This is a genomic window from Micromonospora sp. CNZ303, from assembly GCF_004345505.1.
In genome coordinates, this window is sequence record NZ_SLVT01000016.1 from 1 (window position 1) to 21,934 (window position 21,934).

The following is a 21,934-nucleotide window of genomic DNA, read 5'->3' on the forward strand; positions in this document are numbered from 1 at the left end:
CGGGGGGAGGGTGGCGTCACGGGCTGAGGAAAGGTCGAACCAGGTACGCCCTCGACGAGAGGGTGGGGCGCGTCCGGGGGGATGTAACGACGCGGGCCCGGCCGGCATTCCGACCGGCGCCCCGGCCATCCCGGAGGGTTCCGGGTCCAGGGCTCGGGGTTACGCGCTCGCCCGGGGTTACGCGCTCGCCCGGGGTTACGCGCTCGCCCGGGGTTACGCGCTCACGGTGGTTACAACGACCCGCGCCCCCGACCCATGCCCACTGGGCGCGTGACCGGGGCCACCCCAAACCCCCATCAACCGGACAGCGGCTTGGGGTGGTTGGGGCCTCGGGTGGTTACGGGCGTCGCGGTGCGTCGTGGTGGGGGTGTGGCCCACCGTGCCCGGCTCCGGGCGGTCAGGCGTGATCCCTGCGCCAGGCACGGCGGGCCACACCCCGTCGGTGCCTACTTCTCGCGTCCGCCCGCCGGGCGCCTACCGGAGATCTTGGCAAGAATCCGCCCCTCCAGGGGCCGTCTTCTACCAAGATCTCCACCGGTGACCCGGTGACCCGGTGACCCGGTGATCAGCTCGCGCTTGTGGGCGAGAGTTCCGGTTGACGAGGCGCAGGGCACCCCGGGATGGCGTTCGGTTCGGGGCGATATCCGGTTCGGGGCGATGTTTGTCCCTGATCGCGTCGCTGAGCGCGTGAGCAGCGGGTCGCGGGGACGCGCGTGGGAGCGGGGCGGGCTCGTATGCGACGTCGGCGGGACGCTTGCGACGATGACGGGCATGGAGATCTGGAACAACCCGTCGTGCTCGAAATGCGCCGCCGCCCGTACCGCACTCGACGAGGCCGGGGTCGGCTACGCGCTGCGCCCGTACCTGGACCGGCCGCCGAGCGCGGCGGAGCTGACCGAGGTGCTGCGCCGGCTCGACGCGCGCCCCTGGGACGTCTGCCGCACCCAGGAGCCTACCGCGGTGGCGCTCGGCATGGCCGACTGGCCCAGGGACGAGGCGGCCGAGCCGCGCTGGATCGAGGCGATGGTGGCCGCCCCCGAGCTGATCCAGCGGCCCCTGCTGCTGCTCGACGACGGGAGCGCGCTCGTGGGCCGTACCGCCGAGGCGCTGGCGGAGGCGCTGCGCCGCACTAGCGCGGCGCCCGGCACCGCCGCGGTGCCGAGCCTCGCGACGGCCGGCACCGGCGCGGCGCCCGGCACCCGCGCGGCGCCCGGCACCCGCGCGACGCCGGGTAGCGGCGCGGAGCCCGGCCCGGCGGCTACCGCGTCGGCGGAACCGCCGGACCCGGCCCGGTAGCGCGTTTCCGGGCGGGTGCGGCGGGAATGCGCCGCTCGCGGGCGAACGACCGGACGCCGCAGAGGAGGGGTCGGATGCCGCACCAGGGCCTGTCCACCGCCGCGAAGCGGCTCACCCCCGTCGCCGGCGCGCCGCTGTGGTGCGACGCGCGGGAGTTCGGGCTGCGCGGCGACGGCGTGACGAACGACCAGCCGGCGCTGTCGGCGCTGGTCGACCGGCTCGGCGAGGGTTACGCCGCCGACGGGCGGGCCCGGGTCATCCACTGTCCGCCGGGGATCTACTCGATCCGGGACGCCGGGACGGTCTGGCGCAGCGGGGTGTCGCTGATCGGCGCGGGCCCGGGGGCGACGCGGTTCCTGCTCAGCAACGAGGGCAACCGGGCGGACCCCACGCCGTTGGCCTTCTGGACCACCGTGCAGCACGGCGCGAGCCGCGACCGGCACATCGCCGACTGCACCTTCGCGGACTTCGAGATCGACGGCTCGGGCGTGGCGATGGTCGGGTACAGCTACCTCGCCAAGGGGCTCGGCCTCCAGTACGTGGTGCGCGGCGTCTTCCGCAACCTCTACATCCACCACACCGGTGCCACGGGACTCGGCTGCGACTTCCTCCAGGACAGCCTGATCGACGGAGTGGTCGTGGTCGGTTGCGGCCGGCTGGACAACGGCGAGGAGATGGGCGGCGCGGGCATCGGCGTCGGCATCGGCGGCTGGGGCGACGTGGAGCGCCTCACGATCGCCAACTGCACCGCCGTCGGCAACGGCACCAACGGCATCTTCCTCGAACTTCAGAAGGACTACTGGACGCCGCCGCGCGGCTACCGCATCATCGGCTGCCACAGCCAGGCGAACCGCTTCGGCATCTCCGACTGGGGCGCCGACGGCCTGATCGTCTCCGCCTGCACGCTGACCGGCAACCTGGAGGCGGGCTTCGACGTCTCCGGCAACGGCACGGCCGGCGTGTCCGGCCGGGGCGGCATCATCAGCGACTGCGTCGTCGACCGCAACGTCCGCGACGGAATCAGCATGGGCAACACACCCGGCCCGTACATTGTGCGCGGGAACCGGATCAGCGCCAACGGCGAGTACGGCTACCACGAGCACGACCTGGGGCACGGCTACCGGGGCGCGGCGGCGGGCGTGGTCGTCGACGGCAACGACTTCTCGGACAACGGACTGGACGCGATCCGGATCGACCGGCCGATGACCGACGCCGTCGTGGTGAACAACCGGATCCGCAACAACGGCCGTCGGTGCGCCCCGGCCGCCACCGGCGCGGGCGAGTCGGTGCGCTACCACCACCGCTCCGTCACCGACCTGGCGGCGCACTGGCCGCACGACGGGCACCGGGGCAAGGTGGTGCGGGTCGGGTCACGCATGGCGGTGGTGGTGTCCAACACCGACACCGACCTCACCCTCGCCGAGGTACGGGCGGATTCCCCCACCGGCTGGAACGAGGACACGCCCCCGCCCGGGGCGGCGTACGAACTGCCGGCGGCCCCGCCGATCCGGGCCGGCATCACCGTCAACGCGCCGTTCGACTCCGCCACGGTGCGCGGCAACCGGATCTGGGACCACCGCGACGAGCAGACCCAGAGCTACGGGCTCTGGATCACCCCGGCCGGCAGCTGCGTGTCCTGCCGGATCGAGGACAACGACCTCGCCGGCAACGCCGTCGGGGCGGTGCGGCTCGACACCCCGCCGGTCGGCGGGCGCTGGGACCGCAACCACCACGAGGTGGACTGACGCCGGAGGCTCAGCGCGCGTCGTCGGCGGGGGCCGTCGCCTCCGCGTGCCGGTCGCGCAGCCGGGCCCGGATCTCCTCCGGGGTGTACGCCCGGCGCCGCCGTTCCGCCCGGGCGATGACCACGCCCGACGCCGCGACGCCGGCCAGGCCGGCCAGCCCGAGGACCTTCCACCACCGCATCCGTTGCCGCATCGGCCTAGGGTAGACCCCCATGAGCATCAGCCTGGACGAGGCCGTGGACCTGACCCGTACCGGCGACGTGTGGGTGTTCCGGGGGCGCAGCGTGCCGGACCGGGCCATCCAGCTGACCACCAACAGCCCGGTCAACCACGTCGGCATGGCGGTCGTGCTGGACGACATGCCGCCCCTGATGTGGCACGCCGAGCTGGGCAAATCGCTGCCCGACATGTGGACGGGCACCCACCAGCGCGGCGTGCAGCTGCACGACCTGCGCGACGCGGTCTGCGTCTGGGCCAACCGGTACGGCCAGCGGGCCTGGCTGCGCCAGCTCGACCCGCCGGCCGACGCGGAGATGGAGAAGGCGGTGCTGCGTACCGTCGCGCGCCTGGACGGCACCCCGTTCCCGTCGACCGCCCAGCTCGCCTGGCGCTGGCTGCGGGGCCGGGTCCCGGCGGTGCGGCTGCCGGCGCTGCCGGGCCGGGCGGGAGACCGCGAGGCCGCGCCGGCGCCCGACCGGACCGGGGGGACCGCGTCCGACCGCGCCGGGATCGCCGTGCGCGACCGTGCACTGGAGACGGCCTACTGCGCGGAGGTGGTCGCGGTGACCTACGAGGCGATGGGACTGCTGCCCGCCGGGCGGCGTCCCAACTGGTACGACCCGGGCCGGTTCTGGAGCGGCGACGACCTCGGACTCGCCGGCGGCGCCCGGCTCGGGGCGGAGATCGAGGTGCGCATCCCGCCGCGCTGAGGTTTGGCCCGCCGGCCGGCCGGCAATTGCTGTCCCCGTGAGAGCCCCCACCGATCTGGACACGCTGACCGACTTCTTCGACCGGTACGGCGTGGCGCTGACCACCGGCGACGTGCCCGCCATCGCCGGCTGTTACGCCCTGCCCGGGATGGTGGTGGCCGACACGTACAGCTTCTCGTTCACCTCGCCGGCGGCGGTGGCACTGTCCTTCGTGGGCGCGGCCCCCGACTACCAGGAGCGCGAGCTGGTCGCGGCGCACGCGACCATCGAGGACGTGCTTGCGGTGTCGGCGCTGCTGACCATGGTCGCCGTGGAGTGGGAGTTCCTGGACAGCCAGGGCCGGGCGGTCCCCGGCGAGCGCTACCGCTACCTGCTGCGTTCCACCGACGACGGCCCGCTCATCTGCACGGTGCTGCGGACCGCCTGAGCGACGGCCGGACGCGCGGCACCCTCCGACGGCGGCGACCCCGCCCACGCGGTTCCGTACGCGCCGCGCGCGCACGGTCGCACCATGTCGCCACGGACCGCTACGCTGCCCCGGAGGACCGCGGGAGGAGAGGCATGTCCGGCACGCGCCGAACATCGAGCAAGTCCTACGGCACGACCGCCATCGCGTCCTCGCCGTGGATCGTGGTGTCCGTCGGCGTCGCGGTGATGGTGGTCCTGCTGGCCATCGCGCTCGGCGCCTACCGGGGGCGCGGTCCCGCGTTCGACGCACAGCCCGCCCCGCCGCTGCCGACCGTCGGCCTGGCCGACCCGGAGCCGTCGGCGGCCAGCCCGACGGTCACGCGCTCGCCGCGGGCGACGGCCACGCAGTCCGGCCGCTCCACCACCCGGCCCACCCCGACACGGTCCACGCCCGCCCGCAGCAGCGCCCCGCCGTCGCCGACCCCCACCGGGAGCGAGGAGACGGCGCTGATCGCGCCGCCACCGCCGTCGGGGTCCCCGCTGACGGGCCGGTACCGGGTGGTCGAGTCGTACGCGGACGGGTTCGTCGGGGAGGTGCTGGTCGGCAACACCTCGTCGGCCGGCCGGGGGTGGACCACGCGGCTGACCTTCCCGGGAGCGCGGCTGGGCAGCGCGTGGATCGAGGGCGCGCCACAGGGGACGGCGCAGCGGATCGACGACGGCTTCACCTACCGCAGCGGCGGCGACCTGCCCGGGGGCGCGTCGGTCACGCTGCGCTTCTACGTCCAGGGCACGCAGAGCCGCCCGACGAGCTGCACGGTCGACGGCGTCTCCTGCCGCCTCTGATCGACGCGACGGCGTCGACCACCCAGGGAGCCGCCATGGCGCTCACCCTCCGCCCGCTCACGCTGGCCGACACCGATGCCGTGCACGACTGGGCGCGTTTGCCCGAGTCGTGCCGCTACCAGGCGTGGGGGCCCAACACCTACGCGCAGACGCAGGCGTACGTGCGGGCCGCCGTGGCGGCACCCCCGGACCGGCTGGTGTTCGGGGTACTCGTCGACGGCGAGGTCGTGGGCAGCGCCGAGCTGAAGCTGCACGGCCCGAGCACCGGCGAGATCGCGTACGCGGTCCATCCTCGGCGGTGGGGACAGGGCATCGCCACGGCCGCGGCGCGGGAACTGTTGCGACTGGGCTTCGACCGGCACGGGCGCCATCGCATCTTCGCCACGTGCGACCCGCGCAACCTCGCCTCGGCGGCGGTGCTGCGCAGGATCGGCATGCGGTACGAGGGCCGGATGCGTGGCACCGCCCTCATCCGCGACGGCTGGCGCGACTCGGACCTGTACGCCGTCCTCGCCGACGACTGAGCCCGGGCACGGGGTCGCCGCGGAGAGCCGCCCTTGCAAGCGGGCTGTCGTGTTACGACTTTGTTTGCAAGGTATTGCAGAACGTTTCGGCAAGAGCTAGCGTGCGGGCCAGCCAGCGACCAGAGGAAGGCGTCGATGACACCCCCGCCGATACCGCGCAAGGCCCTGCTCGCCCTCGTCTCCCTGCTCACCCTCGCCCTCGTCGGCACCCCGCTGGCCGTGCGCCAGCTGGGTTCCGACGCCCCCGACGACACCGGCCCGCTGGTCACCACCGGCGCCGCGCAGTGGCGCACCGAACCCTCGGCGGAGGCGCTGCTCGCCGCCGGGAGCGGCCAGGCCCGCGCAGAGCAGTTCTACTTCGTCCTGCCGGACCGGTTCGCCAACGGCGACCGGCGCAACGACGCCGGTGGCCTCACCGGGGGCCGCCTCTCCACCGGCCTCGACCCGAAGGACAAGGGCTTCTACCACGGCGGCGACCTCAAGGGCGTCATGGACCGGCTCGACTACATCGAGGGGCTCGGCACCACGGCCATCTGGCTCGCGCCCGTCTTCAAGAACCGCCCGGTGCAGGGCACCGGGGCCGACGCCTCCGCCGGCTACCACGGCTACTGGATCACCGACTTCACCCAGGTCGACCCGCACTTCGGCACCAACGAGGACCTGAAGCGGCTGGTGTCGCTCGCCCACCGGCGGGGGATCAAGGTCTACCTCGACGTCATCGTCAACCACACCGCCGACGTCATCAGGTACGCCGAGGACAAGTACATCTACGTGGACAAGGCGACGTCGCCGTACACCGACGCGCAGGGGCGCCCCTTCGAGGACCGCAACTACGCCGACGGCAGCCGGGGCTTCCCGAAGGTGGACAGCACCTCGTTCCCGTACACCCCGACGTTCGAGACCCCGGCCGACGCGAAGGTCAAGGTCCCGGCGTGGCTGAACGACCCGACGATGTACCACAACCGGGGCGACTCCACCTTCGCCGGGGAGAACAGCGAGTACGGCGACTTCTTCGGCCTCGACGACCTGTGGACCGAGCGCCCCGAGGTGGTGCGCGGCCTGACCAAGGTCTACTCCGACTGGGTGGCGTCCACCGGCGTCGACGGCTTCCGGCTGGACACGGTGAAGCACGCCAACCTCGACTTCTGGCCGCAGTTCAGCCAGGGCGTCGAGCGCGCCGCCGCGCGCGCCGGCAAGAAGGACTTCTTCATGTTCGGCGAGGTCTACAGCGCCGACCCGGAGATCACCTCGACGTACGTGCGGCGCGGCGGCCTGCCGGCCACCCTCGACTTCGCCTTCCAGGAGGCGGCGCGCGGCTACACCGCCGGCGACGGCTCCGCGAAGGCGCTCGCCGACGTGTACGCCCGCGACGACCTCTACCGCGCCCGGGACACCGACGCGCGTCGGCTGACCACCTTCCTCGGCAACCACGACATGGGCCGGATCGGCTCGTTCATCGCCGGCGGCGGCACCGACCCGGCCACCCACCTGCGCCGCGACCGGCTCGCCCACGAGCTGATGTTCCTCACCCGTGGCCAGCCGGTCGTCTACTCCGGCGACGAGCAGGGCTTCACGGGGCCGGGCGGCGACAAGGACGCCCGGCAGGACATGTTCGCCTCGAAGACCCCCGACTACCTCGACGACGACCTGATCGGCACCGACCGCACCCACGCCAGCGACCAGTTCGACCGCGCCCACCCGCTCTACCGGGCCATCGCGGAGCTGGGCGCGTTGCGCCAGGCGCACCCGGCGCTGCGCGACGGCGTGCAGGTCGGGCGGTACGCCGCCGACGGCCCCGGCGTCTTCGCGTTCTCCCGGATCGACCCGAAGCAGCGCACCGAGTACGTCGTCGCGGTGAACAACGCCGCGACCGCGCAGACTGTCACCGTGGACACCTGGTCGGCCGGCGCCACCTTCACCGGCGTGTACGGCGCGTCGACCGCCCCGGTCGTCGGCGCGGACGGCAGGCTCACGCTCACCGTGCCGCCGCTGTCGGCCGTGGTGCACCGCGCCGGCACGCCGATCGCGTCGCCCGACGCCGCGCCGAAGATCACGATCACCGCCCCGGCGCCCGGCGCGCCCGTCGCCACGAAGGCCGCCGTCACCGCGCAGGTCACCGGCGACCCGCTGGCCACCGTCACCGTCGCCGCCCGGGTCGCCGGCGGCAGGTGGACGCTGCTCGGCAGCGCCGAGACGGCCCCGTACACCGTGCACCACGACCTGACCGGGCTGGCCGGCGGTACGAAGATCGAGTACAAGGCCGTCGGCCGCGACGGGAAGGGCCGCACCGCGACCGCCCGGTCCACCGCGACCGTGGGCACCCCGGCGCAGTCCGCCTCCCGCGACTGGGCCGTGGTGCACTACCAGCGCCCCGCCGGCGGCTACGACGACTGGGGCCTGTACGCCTGGGGCGACATCGACCCCGCGTACGCGACCGAGTGGCCCAAGGGGCAGCCGTTCGCCGGCGAGGACTCGTACGGCCGGTTCGCCTGGGTGAAGCTCAAGCCGGGCGCGAAGTCGGTCGGCTTCGTCGTGGTCGACAAGTCCGGGAAGAAGGACGTGGAACAGGATCGGACGATCGACGTGACGGAGACCGGCGAGGTCTGGGTCAAGCAGGGCGACCCGGCGACCTACCCGAGCCGGCAGGCCGCCACCGGCGAACCCGACCCGCCGGTCGAGGACGGCACCGCCCTGATCCACTACCGCCGCGCCGACGGCAACTACGACGGCTGGGGCCTGCACCTGTGGGACGGCGCCGCCACCCCCACGGACTGGGCCACGCCGCTCGCCCCGGCCCGGATCGACGCCTTCGGCGCGGTCTTCCGGGTGCCGCTGGCCGCCGGGGCGACCGGGCTGAGCTACATCATCCACCGCGGCGACGAGAAGGACCTGCCGACCGACCAGCGGCTCGACTTCGCCGACGCCGGACGCGAGGTGTGGCTGCTCGCCGGCACGCCCGGCCGCCTGCTGCCGTCCACCGCGTCCGCCGCCGGCCCGGACGTCGACATCACGAAGCAGAAGGCGCACTGGATCGACCGCTCGACCGTCGCCTGGCAGGCCGGACCCACCGACGGCAGGACGTACGCGCTGGTCGCCGCCCCGGCCGGCGGGGTCACCGTCGCCGACGGCGAGCTGGTCGGGACGTACACCACGCTGCCGTTGACCGCCCAGCGTAACGGGCTCACCGAGGCCCAGCGCGCGGACTTCCCGCACCTGTGGGCGCACGGTGCCTTCACGCTCGACCGGCGGGACCTGGCGAAGGTGCCGGCGGCCCTGCGCGGGCAGCTCCTGGTGACCGAGCGGGACGCGGCGGGCGCCCTGCTCGCCGCGACCGGCGTGCAGATCCCCGGCGTGCTCGACGACGTCTACGCCCGGGCCACCGACGCGCGGCTCGGGCCGACGTTCGCCGGCGGGGTGCCGACGCTGGCCGTCTGGGCGCCCACCGCCCGCACGGTCTCGCTCCAGCTCTTCGACTCGCCGACCGCGACGCCGCGGACCGTCGCGATGCGCCGCGACGACCGCACCGGCGTCTGGTCCGTGCGTGGCGCCCGCGACTGGACCGGCCGGTACTACCGGTACCAGGTCCAGGCGTGGCAGCCGGCGACGCAGAAGGTGGTCGACGCCGCCGTGACCGACCCGTACTCGCTGGCGCTGGCGCCGGACTCCACGCACAGCCAGCTCGTGGACCTCGCCGACCCGGCGCTCGCGCCGGCCGGGTGGGCGTCGCTGCGCAAGCCGGCGGCGGTGCCGTCGACGAAGGTGCAGATCTCCGAGCTGTCGGTGCGGGACTTCTCCATCGCCGACGGCACTGTGCCGGCCGAGCGGCGGGGCACGTACCTCGCCTTCACCGACCCGGGCACCGCCGGCATGCGGCATCTGAAGGCGCTCGGCGACGCCGGGGTGACCCACCTGCACCTGCTGCCCGCGTTCGACTTCGCCACGATCCCCGAGCGCCGCGCCGACCAGCGGCAGCCGGCCTGCGACCTGGCCGCGCTGCCGCCGGACTCCGAGCAGCAGCAGAAGTGCGTCGCGGCGGTGGCGGACACCGACGGCTACAACTGGGGGTACGACCCGCTGCACTACACCGTGCCGGAGGGCGGCTACGCCGTCGACCCGGCCGGGGCGAAGCGCACCACCGAGTTCCGGCGGATGGTGGCCGGCGTCAACGGCGCCGGGCTGCGCGTGGTGATGGACGTCGTCTACAACCACACCTCGGCGGCGGGCGCCGACCCGAAGTCGGTGCTCGACCAGATCGTGCCCGGCTACTACCACCGGTTGCTGGACGACGGCGCGGTCGCCAACTCGACCTGCTGCGCCAACACCGCCCCCGAGCACGCCATGATGGGCAAGCTGGTGGTGGACTCGCTGGTCACCTGGGCCCGGGCGTACAAGGTGGACGGCTTCCGGTTCGACCTGATGGGCCACCACCCGAAGGCGAACATCCTGGCCGTGCGCAAGGCGCTCGACGAGCTGACCGTCGGCCGCGACGGCGTGGACGGGAAGAAGATCCTGCTCTACGGCGAGGGCTGGAACTTCGGCGAGGTCGCCGACGACGCCCGGTTCACGCAGGCCACCCAGGCCAACATGGCCGGCACCGGAATCGGCACGTTCAACGACCGGCTGCGCGACGCCGTACGCGGCGGCGGGCCGTTCGACGCCAACCCGCGGGTGCAGGGCTTCGCCTCCGGCCTGTTCACCGACCCCAACGGCGACGACGTCAACGGGTCCACGGCCGAGCAGCGGGCCCGGCTGCTGCGCCAGCACGACCTGATCAAGGTGGGGCTCACCGGCAACCTGCGCGGCTACCGCTTCACCGACTCGTCGGGCCGGCAGGTGACCGGCGCGCAGGTCGACTACAACGGCTCGCCCGCCGGCTACACCGCCGCGCCGGGGGAGGCGGTCACCTACGTCGACGCGCACGACAACGAGATCCTGTACGACGCGCTGGCGTACAAGCTGCCGCGGGAGACCTCGGCGGCGGACCGGGCCCGGATGCAGGTGCTGGCGCTGGGCACGGTGGTGATGGGCCAGGGGCCCGGGTTCGTCACCACGGGCACCGAGCGGCTGCGCTCGAAGTCGCTGGACCGCAACTCGTACAACTCGGGGGACTGGTTCAACCAGATCCGCTGGGACTGCGCCCAGGGCAACGGGTTCGGCGCCGGCCTGCCGCCCGAGCAGGACAACCGGGACAAGTGGCCGTACGCCAAGCCGCTGCTGGCCGACCCGGCGCTGGTGCCGGACTGCGCGGCGATCGACCTGGCCGACGCCCGCTACGCCGAGCTGCTGAGGATCCGGGCCTCCTCGCCGGTCTTCGGGCTGACCACGGCGGAGCAGGTGCAGAAGCGGGTCGCCTTCCCGCTCTCCGGCGCGGGGGAGACCCCCGGCGTGCTCACGATGACGCTCGACGGCCGGGGCCTCGACGGGCGCTGGAAGTCGGTGACGGTGGTCTTCAACGCCACGCCGGAGACGGCGCGGCAGCGGGTGACCGGGCTGCGCGGGGCGGACGTGGCGCTGCACCCGGTCCTGCGGGGCTCGGCGGACGAGTCGCTGCGGACGGCCTCGTTCGACCGGGCCAGCGGCACGTTCACCGTGCCGGCCCGCAGCGTGGCGGTCTTCGTGCAGCGGTAGCCCGCGACGTGGTCCGGCCCCCTTCCGCGTCGCGGAAGGGGGCCGGATCGTTTTCTGCGTCAGCCGATGCCGTTCCAGCTGATACCGCGTGACTGTCGTCAGTTGGCGCAGCCGGTGACGTTGGTGCAGTTGCGGGGTTCGTTCTTCTTGATGATGGTCTTGTTGTCGAGGGTGACGGTGGCGTTGTTGGCGTTGAAGATGCCGCCCGCGCCGGCGGTTTCGGCGGCGAAGTTGCCGACGATCTTGCTGTTGCGGATGGTGAGGGTGGCGTTGTTGTCGTTGTAGATGGCGCCGCCCTGTTCGGCGTGGTTGTCCTTGAACTCGCTGTCGTGCAGGTTGAGGGTTTCGCCGTTGTAGAGGCCGCCGCCGTTGTCGCCGGCGGTGTTGTCGGTGAAGACGGTGTGCCGGATGGTGGCGATGTTGTCGCTGTCGTGGAAGACGCCGCCGCCGTCGTCGGTGGCCTTGTTTCCGGTGACGATGACGTATTCGAGCAGCATGGTGGAGTCGCCGTCGTTGTGGATGCCGCCGCCGTCGTCGCACGCGGTGTTGTGGGCGATCTTGGTGCGGGTGACGGTGAGTCGGGCGTCGTCCTCGCTGTGGATGCCGCCGCCGTCGTTGCTGGCCTTGTTGTTGGTGATCTGGCTGTAGGCGATGGTGGCGGTGCCGTCGTCCTCGTTGGCGATGCCGCCGCCGTTGCCGCTGACGGCGCTGTTGCCGGTGGCGGTGTTGTTGTCGATGCGGGTGTCGTGGACGGTCAGTGCGCCTTCGTTGTAGATGGCGCCGCCGTTGCCGCCGTTGCCGACGCCGCGGGCGTGGTTGTTGGCGAGGAGGCTCTTGTCGATCTCGACGGTGCCGAAGTTGGCGATGGCGCCGCCGTTGCCCTGGGTGCCGACGCCGGTGGCGCGGTTGTCGATGAGCTTGGTGTGCTTGAGGGTGGCCTCGCCGCCTTCCTGGACGAGCAGGGCGCCGCCGTTGGCGGTGCTTGGCGGTGGCGGCGGCGAGGTTATCTGGCCGCCCTTGAGGGTGAGGTCCTTGAGTGTCAGGTCGCCGCCGGAGGCGACTTCGAAGAAGCGGAACAGTGCGGTGCCGTCGTGGAAGAGGGTGGAGTTGTTGCCGAGGATCGTGATCCGCTGGTCGATGACGGGGAAGGCGTTGTTCCCGGTCTCCTCGGTGAACTTGTAGGTGCAGTCCTTGGCGAGCTTGAACGTGCCGCCGTTGTCCTCGTTGGCCCTGTTCACCGCCTCGACCAGTACGTCGGAGTCACACGGCACGTCCTTGGCGTCACGGTCCTTCTTGCCGTCACGGCCGTCACGGTCCTCGCGGTCCTTCTTGCCGTCCCGGCCGTCCTCGCCCTGCCAGTCCTTACGGTCCTTGCCCTGCCAGTCCTTGTCCTGCCAGTCGTGCTGGCCGCGGGCGTCCTGCCCCTCCCGGTCCTTGCCGGTCTCGCCCGCACGGTCGTCGCGACCGGCGGCGTCGTCCTTGGTGACCTGCTCGGCCGTGGACCACTTCAGGTCTGCGAGACGGTCGACCCCGACGGCGCCCGCGCTGCTCGCGGCCCCGACGCCGGCGAGGCTGACCACGCCGGTCAGCCCAGCGACGCCGGTGGCGAGCCACAGCTTGCGCCGGCTCTTCGGCGCGGTGTTCTCGGCGTTGTTGCGAAGGTAGTTGGACATCGGAGCTCTCTGCTCTCTCCTCGTACCAGACAGGGCCGCTCCGCCACCGCGGGCTGCCCTGGCTACAAATCGGTTGTAGCAACTGAGGACCACCGTATGAGAATCTTTTTCTCTTCACGGCTATATCCGAAAGGAACCCACGTTAGGGGTAAAGCGGGTCGGCACGGGACGCTTCGGACGGCCGGGAGTGGGGCCGCGCAGTAGTGCCGAAACGGGGCGGACTGCGCCACGAGTGGGCGCACCGGTCCGTAACCCCCAACGCGCTGGCGCCTGCACCGCCAGGCGGGACCGTCCTGTCCCGGCGCCCGCATGGAAGGGATCCCTTCCCCCGGGGCGGGGGAAGGGATCCCTTCGTTATGTGGCGGCTCAGTTGGCGCAGCCGGTGACGTTGGTGCAGTTGCGGGGTTCGTTCTTCTTGATGATGGTCTTGTTGTCGAGGGTGACGGTGGCGTTGTTGGCGTTGAAGATGCCGCCCGCGCCGGCGGTTTCGGCGGCGAAGTTGCCGACGATCTTGCTGTTGCGGATGGTGAGGGTGGCGTTGTTGTCGTTGTAGATGGCGCCGCCCTGTTCGGCGTGGTTGTCCTTGAACTCGCTGTCGTGCAGGTTGAGGGTTTCGCCGTTGTAGAGGCCGCCGCCGTTGTCGCCGGCGGTGTTGTCGGTGAAGACGGTGTGCCGGATGGTGGCGATGTTGTCGCTGTCGTGGAAGACGCCGCCGCCGTCGTCGGTGGCCTTGTTTCCGGTGACGATGACGTATTCGAGCAGCATGGTGGAGTCGCCGTCGTTGTGGATGCCGCCGCCGTCGTCGCACGCGGTGTTGTGGGCGATCTTGGTGCGGGTGACGGTGAGTCGGGCGTCGTCCTCGCTGTGGATGCCGCCGCCGTCGTTGCTGGCCTTGTTGTTGGTGATCTGGCTGTAGGCGATGGTGGCGGTGCCGTCGTCCTCGTTGGCGATGCCGCCGCCGTTGCCGCTGACGGCGCTGTTGCCGGTGGCGGTGTTGTTGTCGATGCGGGTGTCGTGGACGGTCAGTGCGCCTTCGTTGTAGATGGCGCCGCCGTTGCCGCCGTTGCCGACGCCGCGGGCGTGGTTGTTGGCGAGGAGGCTCTTGTCGATCTCGACGGTGCCGAAGTTGGCGATGGCGCCGCCGTTGCCCTGGGTGCCGACGCCGGTGGCGCGGTTGTCGATGAGCTTGGTGTGCTTGAGGGTGGCCTCGCCGCCTTCCTGGACGAGCAGGGCGCCGCCGTTGGCGGTGCTTGGCGGTGGCGGCGGCGAGGTTATCTGGCCGCCCTTGAGGGTGAGGTCCTTGAGTGTCAGGTCGCCGCCGGAGGCGACTTCGAAGAAGCGGAACAGTGCGGTGCCGTCGTGGAAGAGGGTGGAGTTGTTGCCGAGGATCGTGATCCGCTGGTCGATGACGGGGAAGGCGTTGTTCCCGGTCTCCTCGGTGAACTTGTAGGTGCAGTCCTTGGCGAGCTTGAACGTGCCGCCGTTGTCCTCGTTGGCCCTGTTCACCGCCTCGACCAGTACGTCGGAGTCACACGGCACGTCCTTGGCGTCACGGTCCTTCTTGCCGTCACGGCCGTCACGGTCCTCGCGGTCCTTCTTGCCGTCCCGGCCGTCCTCGCCCTGCCAGTCCTTACGGTCCTTGCCCTGCCAGTCCTCCTGGCCGTCGCGGGCGTCCTGACCGCTCTCCTTGCCGTCCTTCTCGTCGGAGCCCGGGTCGGCAGTGCCGGCGTCGCTGACGTTCTGCTTCAAGGTCGACGACTGCGCGTCCGACAACCGGTCCGCGCCGCCGGGCTTGTCGTCGCGGGCGGCCAGGCCGCCCAGCGCCGCCAGGCCGACCGCGCCGGTCAGTCCGGCGATGCCCGCAGCCACCCAGAGTTTGCGCCGCCCTCGGGTCGGTGCGCTCGTGGGAGCGTCACCGTCGGGAGTCGTTGCTTCGTTGGACATCAGAGCCTTCCGCCCTTTCCTGCTGCCAGACGGGGTCGCACCACCCGAAGCGGCGCGACCAGCTACAAATCGGCTTGTAGCCTCTGATATCCACCGTATGAGAAGGATCCTCGCGAGAGGCGTTAACCCGAAAAAACCCCGCATTCCCCTCACTCAGGGCACTCTGCGGCAACCCGCCGGGTCCGGGCAGGAAGCGGGTGAGCGGCGTGAACGTCGACGGGCCCCGCCACCGGCGCGTCCACGTAAGGACGTCGCGACCGGCGGCGGGGCCCGTCGTGGTCGTACCCCTGGGATCAGTCCGGCAGGCGCGGCCCCGCCTCGCGCTGCTCGGCCAGCCAGGTCTCCACCTCGTCGGCGGCGCGCGGCAGCCCGGCGGAGAGGTTCACCGCGCCGGTCGCGGTGACCAGGATGTCGTCCTCGATCCGGATGCCGATCCCGCGCAGCTCCTCGGGAACCAGCTCGTCCTCCGGCTGGAAGTAGAGCCCGGGCTCGACGGTGAGCACGTAGCCCTCGCCCAGCGTGCCGTCCCGGTACTTCTCCTTGCGGGCGTTCGCGCAGTCGTGCACGTCGATGCCGAGCATGTGGCTGGTGCCGTGCAACGTCCAGCGCCGGTAGACCGTCGACCGCCCGTCCATGGCCTCGTCGACGCCCACCGGCAGCAGGCCCAGGTCGGACAGCGCCTGGGCGAGCACCCGCATCGACGCCAGGTGGACCTCCCGGAACGCGACGCCGGGGCGGATGGCGTCGATGCCGGCCTGCTGCGCGGCGTGCACGGCGTCGTAGACCTGGCGCTGGAGCGGGCTGAACCGGCCGTCGACCGGCAGCACCCGCGTGACGTCGGCGGTGTAGAGGTTGCGGTTCTCCACGCCCATGTCCATCAGCAGCAGCTCGCCCGGCCGGGTGGCGCCGTGGTTGTGCACCCAGTGCAGGATCGTGGCGTGCTCGCCCGCGCCGACGATCGAGCCGTAGCCGACGTCGTTGCCGTCGTGCCGGGCGCGCAGGGCGAAGATCCCCTCCAGCAGTCGCTCCGACACGCCCCGGTCCGCCGGCAGCGCCCGGGCCACGTCCTCGAATCCCCGGACGGTGGCGTCGACCGCGTCCTGGAGCTGGGCGATCTCCCACTCGTCCTTGACCAGCTTCAGCTCCGAGATGGCGATCGCCAGCTCCCGGTCGCGGGCCGGCTGGCCCTCGGCGCGGTGGCCGTCGTACGGGCGCACGGCCGTGTCCACCCGTGCGTCGAAGCCGCGCAGCACCCGGGTACGCCCCGGCGCCAGGTCGGCCAGCGTCGCGTCCAGCTCGGTCAGGTCCGCCGTGGGCAGGCCCAGCTCGGCCGACTTCTCGGCCAGGGTGTGCCGCCGGCCCACCCACAGCTCGCCGTGCCGGCTGCGGAAGAACTCGTCGGTCAGCCGCGACGACCGGGGCCGCATGTAGAGGGTGGCGTCGTGGCCCGACCCGTTCGGCCGCAGCACGAGCACCCCGTCCGGGTCGTGGTCGCCGGTGAGGTAGGCGAAGTCGCTGCCCGGCCGGAAGGGATGGTCGGTGTCGTTGGCACGTACCTTCTCGCCGCCGGTGGGGATCACCAGGGTCTCGCCCGGGAAGGCCGCCGAGAGCGCGGCCCGGCGCCTGGCGTGGTGGGGCACCTCGGGCCGCGGGCCGACCGGCAGGGTGGTGTCCCGCCAGCCCTGCCGCATGAACGCCAGGAACGCCTCGGGGAAGTCCGGGTCGTGCGACCCGGTGCCGTCCGCCGGGCTGCTGTCGGTACGTCCCTCGGTCATGCTCCGCTCCTTCCGCATTCTTGCAGGTCAGACCGTACCGCGCGGCGCTGTTGTCCGGTCGCGGGTGGTGGGCGAGTACGTCGCACGGCGCTGTCGAGCTGAGTCGTTCGCGACATCGGGCGGTTGCCCGAATCGTTCACGGCATCAGCTCGACAGCGTCCCGCATGCGCGATCCGGCTCCTGGCGACCCGGAACGCGTGGGCCGGGCAGCCTCGGGGCGTGGAGCCCAGCGGTGCCGCGACGCCCGCTCGGGCCGCGTGGAAAGATGGCGACCATGTGCGGACTCCTGGCCTTCTTCAGCGCGCGCGGCGACGCCGCCGCCCACCGCGACAACATCGCCGGGGCGTTGGAATGCCTGCACCACCGCGGACCGGACGAGACCGGTGTCGAGGTGGTCGGCGACGCCTCCGGCCGGTACGCGGACGGCGTGTTCGCGCACAAGCGGTTGGCGATCATCGACGTGGCCTCCAGCCAAGAGCCCCTGTCCTACGCGAACGGGCGCTACCTGCTCACCTTCAACGGCGAGATCTACAACTACATCGAGCTACGCGAGGAGCTGATCCGGAGCTTCGGCGCGCAGTTCGCCACCGCCGGTGACGGAGAGGTGATCGTCGCCGGCTACCACTACTGGGGCGAGCAGGTGCTCACCCGCCTGCGCGGCATGTTCGCCTTCGTCATCTGGGACCGGCAGGAGCGTCGCGCGTTCGGCGGCCGGGACTACTTCGGGATCAAGCCGCTGCACTACCTGGAGACCGCCGACGGCCTCTACCTGGCCTCGGAGAAGAAGGCGCTGCTGCCCTTCGCGCACTCCAACTACCAGGGCGACGCCGGCATCGACACGGCCAACCTGAGCCACTACCTGACCCTGCAGTACGTCCCCGAGCCCGGCACCCTGCACAAGGGCATCAGCCGGATCGGCTCGGGTGAGTACCTGACCTGGACCCCGGGCGGGCGGATCGACGTGCGCCGGTGGTACCGGCCGGTGTTCCGGCCCACCCCGGTCGACGACGAGCAGCGGCTCTACCACGAGATCCGGGAGACGCTGCGGGAGAGCGTCCGGATGCACATGCGCTCCGACGTGCCGGTCGGCTCGTTCCTCTCCAGCGGCATCGACTCGACCGCGGTGGTCGCCCTGGCCCGGGAGTTCAACCCGAACATCCTGACCTTCACCGTCGGCTACGACGTCCCGGGCTACTCGGAGATCGACGTCGCCCAGGACTCGGCCCGCCACCTCGACGTGACGACCATCCCGACCAAGATCGGGCCGTACGACATGATCGAGGCGCTGCCGAAGATCGTCTGGCACCTGGACGACCCGGTGGCCGACCCGGCCCTGGTGCCCCTCTACTTCGTGGCGAAGAAGGCCGCCGAGCACGTCACCGTGGTGCTCTCCGGTGAGGGCGCCGACGAGTTCTTCGGCGGCTACACCATCTACCGCGAGCCGCTGTCGTTGAGCTCGGTCAACGGGCTGCCCGACGGGGTGCAGAAGGGGCTGCGGGCGGTCTCCAAGGCCATCCCGCAGGGCGTGAAGGGCAAGAGTTTCCTGGAGCGCGGCACCACCCCGATCGAGCAGCGCTACTACGGCAACGCCCGGATGTTCACCGAGGAGGAGAAGCAGCACCTGCTGCGCCGCTACGACCCCTCGGTGCGCTACACCGACGTCACCGCGCCCATCTACGCCGAGTGCACCGAGCTCGACGACGTCACCAAGATGCAGTACGTCGACCTCTACACCTGGCTGCGCGGCGACATCCTGGTCAAGGCCGACCGGATCTCGATGGCGCACTCGCTGGAGGTGCGGGTGCCGTTCCTGGACCGGGCGGTCTTCGACGTGGCGTCCAGGATCCCGGTGGACCTCAAGCTCCCGCCCCGCTCCGACGCCACCAAGTACGCGATGCGTCAGGCGTTGCAGGGCGTGGTGCCGCCGGCCATCGTCAACCGCAAGAAGCTCGGCTTCCCGACCCCCACCCGGGTCTGGCTGCGTGGCGAGATGTACGAGTGGGCCCGGCACGTGCTGTCCACCTCCGGCGCCGGCGACCTGCTCGACCTGTCGTACGCGATGCGGCTGTTGGAGGAGCACAAGCGGGAGGAGGCCGACCACTCCCGCAAGGTGTGGACGGTGCTCATCTTCTGCATCTGGCACGCCATCTTCGTCGCCAAGACCCTCGACCCGGGCATCCAGCGCAACCAGTCCGCCCTGCTCACCAAGCCCGTGGTCGGCTCCATGGTCCGCTGACCCGGCCACGGCAACCCGGGCCCCGCGCCTGGCCGGCGGCCACGCCGTCGATCAAGAGGTTTGCGTCCCCGGACTCGTTCCCGGGGACGCAAACCTCTTGATCACTTCAGGGGCCCGGTGTCGGGCCGGGGTTTCAGCGGCCGGAGCAGGTGACCGTGGGCAGGGTGTTGGTGCCGTTGGTGGTGGCGACGAAGCCGAAGGTCGTGGTGCCCTCCGGGGCTATCGTGCCGTTGTAGGGCGCGTTGGTCACGGTGACCGAGGAACCGGATCCGCTCAGCGTGCCGCTCCAGAGGCTGTTGATGGTCTGTCCGCTGGGCCACGTCCAGTTGGCCGTCCAGCCCGACCAGGTCGACGAGCTGTGGTTCATGATCGTGACCTCACCCTGGAAGCCGCCGTTCCAGGTGCCGACCACCTTGAAGATCGGCATGCAGTCCCCGCCGTGCGGCGGGGGCGTGGTCGGGTTCGGCGGGGGCGTGGTCGGGTTCGGCGGCGGGGTCGTCGGGTTGGGCGGGGGAGTGGTCGGGTTGGGCGGCGGCGTGCCGCCCGGGCCGACGCCGGTGACCTCGCCGTTGCCGCCGTCGAAGGTGACGTCCGAGCAGCCGAAGAAGTTCTCCTGGCTGTCGGAGCGCACCCAGCGCGAGTAGATGAGGTGCCGGCCGCTCTTGTTGGTGGGCAGGTTGCCGCTGAAGTAGTAGTGCCCGTCGTTGGTGCCGCTCGATCCGCGCTGCGGCGGGTTGGTCACCGTCAGGAACGGCTCCTCCAGGTCGCTCCACGCCAGCGGCCGGTTCGGGCTCCAGCTGTCCTTCGTGACGTAGAAGTAGAACGTGCCCGGGTGGTGGGCCCAGTTGCTGTAGCGGAACTCCATCCGGGCTCCGGCCGTCAGGTGGGTCAGCGGCCAGTCGGTGCGGGCCAGGTCGTAGCCGCCGAAGCCCGGGTTGCCGCCGCTGCACAGCTTGCCGTCCGGGATGAAGCCGACTGTCCGGCCGGCGGCGTCGGAGCGCAGCACGCTGAACCAGTTGTAGAGCGAGTTGGCCCCGCTCTGCGCCACGGCGGCGGAGCACGCCGGGTTGTTCGGCTTGATCTCGCCGGTCGACGAGAGGCCGTCCTTCCAGCAGAGGAAGGTGCGGCTGCCGGGGGCCATCGGGGTGCCGTGCGCGGCGGCGGGTTCGGGCACCGCCGTCAGGACGACGGCGCCCGCGAGAAGGGTCGCGGCCGCGGTGAGCAACGCGGCCATACGCGATCGGTGGGACACGGGGGTTCTCCTCACTCGTGGGACGGGGGAGTCCCACGGGCAACGCGCGGGGTGGCAGCACGGCCCGCCCCGCTGCGACGCGGGCAAGACGGTCGCGGCGGACGTGCCCCGGCGCGGATGGCCGGCGTACGTGCGCCGTCGGCGGCCCGACTCGCGGGCCGGTGCCCTCGCGTGGATGTGAACCCGGCGCCGGCGGCGCGGCAGCCCCCGCACCGCCCGGCAAGCGCCATCCCACCACGGGACGGTGACGAGGCGCAATAGCCGTTGCTCGATGTGTCAGTAGCGCTCGGCGAGGTGCTCGCGGCCGGGTGGCGGCTCGTAGGCCGCCGGCCAGAACTCGGTGACCTCGCGGACGAGGCCGGCGTCGTCGAGGTCGAAGAAGCTCGTGGCGGCAAGCTCCTCGCCCCGGTGGGCGCAGCTGATCCAGGTGGCGGCGCGCCGACCCGAGGCGACCGTCCGGATCACCGTGAGGTGCCAGCCGTCGGGGTACTCCTGGTTGAAGCGCAGGAACGACTCCCGGCCGACGATCCGCTCGCGGGTCTGCGGCAGGTGGTAGACCACGTCGTCGGCGAGCAGCGCGGCGACGGCGTCCCAGTCCCGCGCCTCCAGGGCCGTCCAGTAGGCCGATACGGTGGCTTCGGCGCTCGTCATGGCGCGTACTGTGCCAGCCTGGTGCGACAAGATCGGTCGGCGCGCGGCGTGGACGGAGGACACCAATGGGTTACGCGGTGGTGCTCGGCGAGGCACTGGTCGACCTGCTCGACACCGAGCGCGACGGCGAGCCGGTCTACCGGCAGGCCGTCGGCGGTGGGCCGCTGAACGTGGCGGTCGCCGTCGCCCGGCTCGGCGGCGCGGTGCAGTTCGTCGGGTCGCTCGGCGACGACGTCCTGGCCGGGCGGATCCGTGACTTCCTGACGGGCGCGGGCGTCGGCCTGGCCGGGGCGGTCACCGTCGCCGCCCCGACCGCGCTGGCGGTGGCCACCTTCGCCGGCCCGGAGCCCGACTTCCGGTTCTACGGCGAGCCGCCCTCCTACGGCCTGCTCGGCCCCGAAGACCTCGACGCCGACCTGGTGGCGGGCGCCGACGTCCTCTACTGCGGGTCGATCGTGCTGCTCCAGCCGCCGGCGCTGGCCGCCGCGCGCCGGGCCTGGGCGCTGGCGTCCGGGCTGCGGGTCTTCGACCCCAACGTCCGTCCCCGGCTGCTCGACGGGCCGACCGCGCTGGCCGGGCTGCGCGAGGTGGTGGCCGAGTTCGCCGCCGGCGCCCACCTGGTCAAGCTGAGCGCCGCCGACGCGAAGCTGCTCTACCCGGGCGAACCCGAGGAGGGCGTGGCGGCGTACCTGCGGGAACTCGGCGCGGGCACCGTGGTGGTCACCCTCGGCGCCGCCGGCGCGGTGGTCGCCGCCGCCGGCGCCGATCCGGTGCGCGTACCCGCGCCGAAGGTCGCCGCGGTGGACGCCACCGGCGCGGGCGACTCGGTGATGGGCGCCCTCGTCGCGGAGTTGCTGGTCGGCGGCGAGCCCACCGATCCGGCGGGCTGGCACGAGCGGGTGGCGTTCGCGCTGCGGGTCGCCGGCCTGGTCTGCGAGTCACCCGGCGGCGCGACCGCCATGCCCACCCGCGCGCAGGTCCACGCCCGCTTCACCCGCTAGGCCGGCGTCCGGGCCCGCAGGGCCCG

General features: G+C 72.2%; 15 protein-coding genes. 9 read left to right on the top strand and 6 right to left on the bottom strand.

Annotated elements, in window-relative coordinates:
* Positions 1-762: 762 nt before the first annotated feature.
* Positions 763-1,296, top strand: a complete 534-nt coding sequence (locus EV374_RS22995) for an arsenate reductase family protein (protein ID WP_486485902.1) — start codon at positions 763-765, stop codon at positions 1,294-1,296.
* Positions 1,297-1,370: 74 nt separating this feature from the next.
* A complete protein-coding gene (locus EV374_RS23000; RefSeq protein ID WP_132238697.1) occupies positions 1,371-3,041 on the top strand; it encodes a right-handed parallel beta-helix repeat-containing protein in 1,671 nt (556 codons plus the stop codon).
* 10 nt (positions 3,042-3,051) lie between these two features.
* Here EV374_RS23000 and EV374_RS23005 read toward each other — a convergent pair whose 3' ends face one another.
* Complete coding sequence (locus tag EV374_RS23005) at positions 3,052-3,234, bottom strand: hypothetical protein (RefSeq protein ID WP_091630004.1); 183 nt, start codon at positions 3,232-3,234, stop codon at positions 3,052-3,054.
* A gap of 19 nt (positions 3,235-3,253) precedes the next feature.
* Between EV374_RS23005 and EV374_RS23010 the strand changes: the two genes are divergently transcribed.
* From EV374_RS23010 to pulA, 5 genes are all read left to right on the top strand, one after another.
* Positions 3,254-3,970 carry a C40 family peptidase gene (locus EV374_RS23010; protein WP_132238699.1) on the top strand — a complete coding sequence of 239 codons (717 nt, stop codon included), beginning with the start codon at positions 3,254-3,256 and terminating at the stop codon, positions 3,968-3,970.
* Between the two features lie 37 nt (positions 3,971-4,007).
* Positions 4,008-4,397, top strand: coding sequence for a hypothetical protein (locus tag EV374_RS23015; RefSeq protein WP_132238701.1), 390 nt, complete (start codon positions 4,008-4,010; stop codon positions 4,395-4,397).
* Positions 4,398-4,531: 134 nt separating this feature from the next.
* Positions 4,532-5,224 (top strand): cellulose binding domain-containing protein, encoded by a 693-nt coding sequence (locus tag EV374_RS23020; protein WP_132238703.1) that lies wholly within the window; start codon positions 4,532-4,534, stop codon positions 5,222-5,224.
* A 35-nt stretch (positions 5,225-5,259) separates the two neighbouring features.
* Positions 5,260-5,748 carry a GNAT family N-acetyltransferase gene (locus EV374_RS23025; RefSeq protein ID WP_132238705.1) on the top strand — a complete coding sequence of 163 codons (489 nt, stop codon included), beginning with the start codon at positions 5,260-5,262 and terminating at the stop codon, positions 5,746-5,748.
* Positions 5,749-5,883: 135 nt separating this feature from the next.
* The gene (gene pulA / locus EV374_RS23030; protein WP_132238707.1) at positions 5,884-11,376 is read left to right on the top strand and encodes a pullulanase-type alpha-1,6-glucosidase; all 5,493 of its coding nucleotides are present in this window, start codon (positions 5,884-5,886) and stop codon (positions 11,374-11,376) included.
* A gap of 98 nt (positions 11,377-11,474) precedes the next feature.
* Here pulA and EV374_RS23035 read toward each other — a convergent pair whose 3' ends face one another.
* The 3 genes from EV374_RS23035 to EV374_RS23045 form a co-directional block, all read right to left on the bottom strand.
* Entirely contained in the window at positions 11,475-13,049 is a 1,575-nt protein-coding gene (locus tag EV374_RS23035) for a right-handed parallel beta-helix repeat-containing protein (RefSeq protein WP_486485903.1), read from the bottom strand.
* A 366-nt stretch (positions 13,050-13,415) separates the two neighbouring features.
* A complete protein-coding gene (locus tag EV374_RS23040) occupies positions 13,416-14,993 on the bottom strand; it encodes a right-handed parallel beta-helix repeat-containing protein (RefSeq protein ID WP_486485904.1) in 1,578 nt (525 codons plus the stop codon).
* Positions 14,994-15,286: 293 nt separating this feature from the next.
* On the bottom strand, positions 15,287-16,768 hold the full coding sequence (locus EV374_RS23045; RefSeq protein ID WP_132238713.1) for an aminopeptidase P family protein: 1,482 nt from the start codon (positions 16,766-16,768) through the stop codon (positions 15,287-15,289).
* 274 nt (positions 16,769-17,042) lie between these two features.
* Here EV374_RS23045 and asnB point away from each other — a divergent pair, with 274 nt between their 5' ends.
* Positions 17,043-19,004, top strand: coding sequence for an asparagine synthase (glutamine-hydrolyzing) (gene asnB, locus EV374_RS23050; protein ID WP_132238715.1), 1,962 nt, complete (start codon positions 17,043-17,045; stop codon positions 19,002-19,004).
* Positions 19,005-19,137: 133 nt separating this feature from the next.
* Here the strand turns inward: asnB and EV374_RS23055 are convergent, their stop codons facing one another.
* On the bottom strand, positions 19,138-20,256 hold the full coding sequence (locus tag EV374_RS23055) for a lytic polysaccharide monooxygenase (protein ID WP_207914476.1): 1,119 nt from the start codon (positions 20,254-20,256) through the stop codon (positions 19,138-19,140).
* A gap of 276 nt (positions 20,257-20,532) precedes the next feature.
* Entirely contained in the window at positions 20,533-20,907 is a 375-nt protein-coding gene (locus tag EV374_RS23060) for a nuclear transport factor 2 family protein (RefSeq protein WP_132238717.1), read from the bottom strand.
* 65 nt (positions 20,908-20,972) lie between these two features.
* Here EV374_RS23060 and EV374_RS23065 point away from each other — a divergent pair, with 65 nt between their 5' ends.
* Positions 20,973-21,908, top strand: a complete 936-nt coding sequence (locus tag EV374_RS23065; protein ID WP_132238719.1) for a PfkB family carbohydrate kinase — start codon at positions 20,973-20,975, stop codon at positions 21,906-21,908.
* The last annotated feature ends 26 nt before the right edge of the window (positions 21,909-21,934 follow it).

Excerpts from the sequence above, each read along its gene's own strand:
- EV374_RS22995 (WP_486485902.1), top strand. The coding sequence starts at position 763 with ATGACGGGCATGGAGATCTGGAACAACCCGTCGTGCTCGAAATGCGCC.
- EV374_RS23000 (WP_132238697.1), top strand. The coding sequence starts at position 1,371 with ATGCCGCACCAGGGCCTGTCCACCGCCGCGAAGCGGCTCACCCCCGTC.
- EV374_RS23005 (WP_091630004.1), bottom strand. The coding sequence starts at position 3,234 with ATGCGGCAACGGATGCGGTGGTGGAAGGTCCTCGGGCTGGCCGGCCTG.
- EV374_RS23010 (WP_132238699.1), top strand. The coding sequence starts at position 3,254 with ATGAGCATCAGCCTGGACGAGGCCGTGGACCTGACCCGTACCGGCGAC.
- EV374_RS23020 (WP_132238703.1), top strand. The coding sequence starts at position 4,532 with ATGTCCGGCACGCGCCGAACATCGAGCAAGTCCTACGGCACGACCGCC.
- EV374_RS23025 (WP_132238705.1), top strand. The coding sequence starts at position 5,260 with ATGGCGCTCACCCTCCGCCCGCTCACGCTGGCCGACACCGATGCCGTG.
- pulA (WP_132238707.1), top strand. The coding sequence starts at position 5,884 with ATGACACCCCCGCCGATACCGCGCAAGGCCCTGCTCGCCCTCGTCTCC.
- EV374_RS23035 (WP_486485903.1), bottom strand. The coding sequence starts at position 13,049 with ATGTCCAACTACCTTCGCAACAACGCCGAGAACACCGCGCCGAAGAGC.
- EV374_RS23040 (WP_486485904.1), bottom strand. The coding sequence starts at position 14,993 with ATGTCCAACGAAGCAACGACTCCCGACGGTGACGCTCCCACGAGCGCA.
- EV374_RS23045 (WP_132238713.1), bottom strand. The coding sequence starts at position 16,768 with ATGACCGAGGGACGTACCGACAGCAGCCCGGCGGACGGCACCGGGTCG.
- asnB (WP_132238715.1), top strand. The coding sequence starts at position 17,043 with ATGTGCGGACTCCTGGCCTTCTTCAGCGCGCGCGGCGACGCCGCCGCC.
- EV374_RS23060 (WP_132238717.1), bottom strand. The coding sequence starts at position 20,907 with ATGACGAGCGCCGAAGCCACCGTATCGGCCTACTGGACGGCCCTGGAG.
- EV374_RS23065 (WP_132238719.1), top strand. The coding sequence starts at position 20,973 with ATGGGTTACGCGGTGGTGCTCGGCGAGGCACTGGTCGACCTGCTCGAC.